Source organism: Leifsonia sp. HAY1-4F, from assembly GCF_056755275.1.
In genome coordinates this window covers 1-393 of the sequence record NZ_JBNDHX010000214.1, presented here as the reverse complement: position 1 = coordinate 393, position 393 = coordinate 1, and the positions used below count along the sequence as shown (strand labels likewise).

Sequence of the window (393 nt, the reverse complement as noted above, 5' to 3'; positions counted from 1 at the left end):
TCCAGGAGCATTTCGCGGGCGCGGTCCAGCCGGATGCTCCGCAGCAGGTCCGACGGCGTCGCCCCGGTTTCGGCCCGCAGAGCCGTTTGCAGCGTGCGGACCGAAACGCCAAGGCACTCGGCGATATCGGGCACCGTGAGTTCCTCGGTGGCGTGACGCTCCAGCAGCTCGCGGCACTCCCGGACCAGCCGACCCTCCGCTTCCGCACTCCGGGCTTCCCCGGTGGGCGGCTGCATCGCCATCAGCAGCCGGGACACCATGCTGTCCGCCAACAAGCCCTGCACGAACGCCGGCGCGGCGGACTGCGGCTGGCTGATCAGGTCGTCATGAAGCTCGACGACGGACCTCAGGAAGGCGCGACCGGCGGCGCCTGACAGATCCATGCCGTAGCCA

Annotated in this window: 1 protein-coding gene; it reads right to left on the bottom strand. The window is 70.0% G+C overall.

Annotation, left to right across the window (positions count from 1 at the left end):
* On the bottom strand, positions 1-393 hold a 393-nt coding region (locus tag ACPYOG_RS19260; protein ID WP_481295741.1), incomplete at both ends, for a helix-turn-helix domain-containing protein.